The sequence below is a fragment of the Paenibacillus haidiansis genome, assembly GCF_036553665.1.
Lineage (GTDB): Bacteria > Bacillota > Bacilli > Paenibacillales > Paenibacillaceae > Fontibacillus > Fontibacillus haidiansis.
The window spans coordinates 1-6,150 of record NZ_JAZHPZ010000034.1; the positions used below are offsets into that span (position 1 = coordinate 1).

General features: G+C 46.0%; 2 protein-coding genes. Both read left to right on the forward strand.

Annotated elements, in window-relative coordinates; translation table 11 throughout:
• The first annotated feature begins 129 nt into the window (after window positions 1-129).
• A complete protein-coding gene (locus tag V3851_RS26675) occupies window positions 130-3,345 on the forward strand; it encodes a fibronectin type III domain-containing protein (protein WP_331849420.1) in 3,216 nt (1,071 codons plus the stop codon).
• A gap of 103 nt (window positions 3,346-3,448) precedes the next feature.
• A partial coding sequence (locus V3851_RS26680; RefSeq protein ID WP_414859363.1) for an RHS repeat domain-containing protein occupies window positions 3,449-6,150 on the forward strand: 2,702 nt, incomplete at its 3' end.

Genomic DNA, 6,150 nt, shown 5'->3' on the forward strand with positions numbered 1-6,150 from the left:
GAGCAAACGGAGCTGACCGATGGTTATGTAGCATTGCGGCTGTCCGGGGAAACTCCGGCAACGGCAGCAGAAGCCACGGTGAACCTGACCTTACGCTCGATCGGGGAAGATGGCGGAGGAACGGTATATGTGGACAATGTATCGTTGTATTACGGGGAAGAAGACTTTGAAGCGCCGAGCGCTCCAACGAAGCTGATTCGAACTGAAGGCCCGACAGAAGACAGCGCGATCCTGAAATGGGAGGCATCCACGGATAATGTGGGAGTCGCCGGATATGAGGTATACAAAGAAGAGGTGCTGATCGATACGGTCACAACTACCGAGTATACAGCAACCGGGCTGGAAGAAGGGAGATCGTATCTCTTTACTATTCGGGCAATCGATACGTCGGGGAACCGATCCGAAGGAACCAGCTTGCTGCTTGTGGCGGACGGGACAAACCTGTTGGCCAACGGCGGTTTTGAAACCTATACGGGAACCGAGGGAATAGCGGACGAATGGGATTCCAGCGTAACCGAAGGAGCCGTACCGAACATGCAGGTCGTCTCCTCGCCCGTGGAGGAAGGAACTTATGCTCAACAGATCGCAGGCAGCGGGATTCCGGAAGAAGGACGGATAAAGATCTACCAAACGGTAGATATCGAGCCGAGTAAGGCATTCGCTATAATGGCCCACGTGAAGACGGAAGAATTGAAAAATGCGAAGCTAGAGTTTTCGATAGATTACGGAGATGCAGAGGGAGAGTGGCTGGACTCCAATTTGGTGGAGCAAACGGAGCTAACCGATGGTTTTGTAGCATTGCGGCTGTCCGGGGAAACTCCGGCAACGGCAGCAGAAGCCACGGTGAACCTGACCTTACGCTCGATTGGGGAAGATGGCGGCGGAACGGTATATGTGGACAATGTATCGTTATATTACGGGGAAGAAGACTTTGAAGCGCCGAGCGCTCCAAAGAATCTAACGCGAACTGAAGGTCCGACAGAAGATAGCGTGATCTTAAAATGGGAGACATCCACGGATAATGTGGGAGTCGCCGGATATGAGATATACAAAGATGGGGCGCTGATCGATACGGTCACAACTACCGAGTATACAGCAACCGGGCTGGAAGAAGGGAGATCGTATCTCTTTACTATTCGGGCAATCGATACGTCGGGGAACCGATCCGAAGGAACCAGCTTGCTGCTTGTGGCGGACGGGACAAACCTGTTGGCCAACGGCGGTTTTGAAACCTATACGGGAAGCGAGGGAATAGCGGATGAATGGGATTCCAGCGTAACCGAGGGGGCTGTATCAAATATGCAGGTAGTCTCCTCGCCCGTAGAGGAAGGAACTTATGCTCAACAGATCGCAGGCAGCGGAATTCCGGAGGAAGGACGGATAAAGATCTACCAAACGGTAGACATTGAGCCGAGCAAGGCATTCGCTATGATAGCCCACGTGAAGACGGAAGAATTGAAAAATGCGAAGCTAGAGTTTTCGATAGATTACGGAGATGCAGAGGGAGAGTGGCTGGACTCCAATTTGGTGGAGCAAATGGAGCTAACCGATGGCTATGTGGAATTGCGACTGTCCGGAGAGACTCCGGCAACGGCAGCAGAAGCCACGGTGAACCTGACCTTACGATCGATCGGGGAAGATGGCGGCGGAACGGTATATGTGGACAATGTATCGTTGTATTACGGGGAAGAAGACTTTGAAGCACCGAGCGCTCCAACCAAGCTAACGCGAACTGAAGGCCCGACAGAAGACAGCGCGATCCTGAAATGGGAGGCATCCACGGATAATGTGGGAGTCGCCGGATATGAGGTATACAAAGAAGAGGTGCTGATCGATACGGTCACAACTACCGAGTATACAGCAACCGGGCTGGAAGAAGGGAGATCGTATCTCTTTACTATCCGGGCAATCGATGCGTCGGGGAACCGATCCGAAGGAACCAGCTTGCTGCTTGTGGCGGACGGGACAAACCTGTTGGCCAACGGTAGTTTTGAAACCTACACGGGAAGCGAGGGAATAGCGGATGAATGGGATTCCGGCGTAACCGAGGGGGCCATACCGAACATGCAGGTCGTCTCCTCGCCCGTGGAGGAAGGAACTTATGCTCAACAGATCGCAGGCAGCGGAATTCCGGAGGAAGGACGGATAAAGATCTACCAAACGGTAGACATTGAGCCGAGCAAGGCATTCGCTATGATAGCTCATGTGAAGACGGAAGAACTGAGAAATGCGAAGCTAGAGTTTTCTATAGATTACGGAGATGCAGAGGGAGAGTGGCTGGACTCCAATTTGGTAGAGCAAACGGAGCTGACCGATGGTTATGTAGCATTGCGGCTGTCCGGGGAAACTCCGGCAACGGCAGCAGAAGCCACGGTGAACCTGACCTTACGATCGATCGGGGAAGATGGCGGAGGAACGGTATATGTGGACAATGTATCGTTGTATTACGGGGAAGAAACTCCTGAGCCATTGAAAGCCCCCTACAATTTTCGGATAGTACAACAGACTTATCAAAAAATTGAATTCACCTGGGACCCTCCAGTGGATAATGTGGAGATTATGGGCTATGAGGTTTATCAAGATGACATCTTTTTAGGGACGATAACAACTAATACCTACACTGCCAAGGGTCTTCAGCCTAGAAAGTGGTATAAGTTCTCGGTAAGAGCATTTGATAATTCAGGGAACTATTCTGAACTAATTGATTTCAGAGCAGCTACCTTTGGAGCCAACCTCATTAACAATTGGAGCTTTGAAGAGTTTGGTCAATCAGCTGACATTGGAACAGGATGGAGTAAGATCACCAGCGACGGTTCAACAGCCAACTTTGGATTAGTACAATCACCTGTTTATAACGGACATACCGCTCAGAAAATAGTAGGAACCGGAATGACGAAAGACAAAAGTATAGGAATAAAACAAGATATTAAAGTGAAACCAGAACTATCCTTTTCAATGAAAGCCCTTGTAAATATCTCTTCATTAACCAATAGTCAATTGGAGTATTCCGTTGATTTTGCAGACGAAAATGGAGTTTGGATCGATAGAATTTATCTGGAGAGAAAAACAGTAACAGGAGGATATATTTTACTTACTACCTCTGGGAAGGTCCCTAAACAGGCAACAACAGCTTCCATAAATTTGGTTATTAAGTCGACGGGAAATGGGGGAACGGGGACCGCATTCATCGATGCATTAGAATTTTCCTATACTAATACGAAGGCCACCTATCAGTATAATAGCTCGAATCAATTGGAGTCTATAACTTATAGTGATGGTTCCAAGGTGTTATATAAGTATGATGCGAATGGTAATATACTGGAAATAAAATTTCAGGATATTTAATGCAAGGCGTTAAAGGGTGGGCATTAAACTAGGAATTCACAACGCGGGGATTAACTTTTACGTTTAGAAGAAGCGGCCAAAATAAATAAAGGGGAATTTGCTTATGAAAAAGCGAATAAGCGAGATATTAGTTTTTATCTTACTGTTTATTACAATAGTTAATCCAAATATCTTACCATCCGTCTTTGCCGAAAATACTGACATCCCTTTAGTTCAAAGCACAGTTACATCAGATGTGTACGATGATATAGTTTCGCCTGACTCATTGCCTGTTGAATTGGACCCTGAAGAACTTATTACCATTACAACGTTAACTGAACGCTTTCATGTTGAACGGGATTGGGTACTTCAGGAATTACTGCGTGGCTATTTGCTTCATGAAATTTATCAGGGGTTACTTCATCAAGAATCGGGCGGTTCTTATGAAGAATATATGCAATCCACTTATCCCGGCAGAGTAGCAGATCCATTATATACATCATCTATTACGGATGATGTTTATGGCGTGAAAACCGTTACAGAAGATGTCTACATAACCAAACCGTCTGTCACCGATGATGTCTATGGATTGAATTCATTTTTGGCAGCCTCTTCCAAATATGATAGTGTGGCGTTGGAACGTCAGAACATCAAAATGAACAGCGCCCCCTATACGGTAGGTTCGGAAACGGATCAAATCTCAACCCTCGACGGCTCCCTTCGGGTGACGGCCACGGATTTATATCTTGAAGGCGTAAACGGTCTGGATTTTGCTTTAACGCGGATTTATGACAGTTCGCTTAGTAAGGATCGTATGACTGTGGATACCGATCGATGGGAGAACGAAACGAAAATAACGAAAGAAGAACGACGGTTCAACATAGGGCAAGGCTGGATTTGGGATATTCCCTATTTAAAAAAAGAAGAGGGCACTCAGTATATTTATCTTCCCAATCTAGGAACCTATGTTCTTGATATTGAAGAGGATGATGAATTGGTAGGTTACCCGTGGGATAATCTGGACTTTGGAGAAGTGAGTGAATCCCGTCTTGAGGAATTGGATGAATATTTCGAAGTGGATGATGCGGACTATGTCTTATTTGATTATACCGCAGGGATCAATACCTATTTCACCAGCAACGGCGATGTAGTATTAATCACCAATCAATACGGGAATCACATCAAGTTCAGTTGGGGAGCCGACGGGCTTGACTCTGTATTCGTCTATGCCGGAAAAGATGAAATGGTCAGCTATTTATATACCGACTTTGACGATCAGTCGGTTGAAATCAATGCCTACAATATAGCAAAAGGCGAGACTCAAACCGTTGTGTATCATAAAACGGTTATGGAAGGGGATGTACGAGATCACGAGGTTCTTTCGGAAGTTGTTGATCCGGTGGGAAGATCTACAAAGTATGATTACTATATCGATTGGAACTTCTTCAATCTTATAAGCGGTTACGAATATTATACGGGAACCGAACGAATGATTTATTGGGGAGTTAATGATTGGGTTGAGCTCACCGCAATCGAGTTTCCGACGAAAGCTATGGTTCAATATGCGTATGCCGGTCTTGCCGCGCGTCATATTGGAGAAGTAGCCGTCCAATATGAACCTGTATACAAAGTCAGACACTTATTTTACAGTACGACGGAAGAAACAGAATATAGCAGTATGGATGTAGAGCTGGAAGGCGATATCGGGGCGGTTTATGGAGAGGACGATACCTTCTCCGCCATCGTAGATGATGGCTTGACATTAACTACGTATCACTATGAGAAAGATTTTTCCGGCAACCGCAGACCCGAAGTGGTATATCTTACAAAAACGACTGTGGAATCACTTGATAAGCAGATGCGTCAGGAAACGAATTATACTTACGATAAAACGAAATATCGTGCGGTCCCCATTCAAATTCAGAGCCGCTCTTACACCGGCTCGTCCAGTTCTTCTGCCGTAACCACGAAAACTTCTTACAACGACTGGGGACTGATTACTTCCCAAACCGACCCTATGGGAGTTACGACCACTTATGAGTACGATTATTACGTAAATTATAATGTGAGAAGATGGTCTCCGATCAAAGTCACGGTACCGGTCAGTTCAACAAATAGCTTGATTACAAGCTATACTTATGATGACGACACAGCTACACTGAGTCAGGTCCAAGTGAAAGACAGTTCCGGGAAGTTATACGGACAAACCAATTATCAATATAACACGTACGGGAATCCCATTGAGATCAGGATGAAGGGAGATTCCTCGGATACGGTTGTCAATCAAACGTTTGAATATGCCCCGTCAAAAATTCAACAAAGTGTAAGTGTAACCAATGCGCAAGGAGTCAAAGCTTCGATTGTTCAAGATGCTAGTTATGATAATAGGGGGAATTTATTAAACTACAAGGATGGGAATCGTTACAACACAACCGTGACTTATGATGCTATAGGCCGTCCATTAACACAGACAAATCCGGATGGCTCCAAAATAAGCTCTTCATATAATGATTCCACAAATACCACGGTTGTTACGGCTCCAAACGGCGCTAAAACGACATATGAATATGACCCGTTCGGGCGCTTAACCAAACAAACCGATGCTTTGGGGAGTATCACCAATACCTATGACTCGTTTGATCGGCTTATCGGCCAAACGGATGCGGAAGGAAATAAAAGCACCTTCACCTATGATGCCTACGGTCGGATTCTGACTGAAAATGATGGAACCAGTACTACAACGTATACCTATAATGATGCCGCCCGGACCAAGACGATCAAAGACGGAGTAGGCAACCAAATCCGGGAGACTTACGATATACTAGG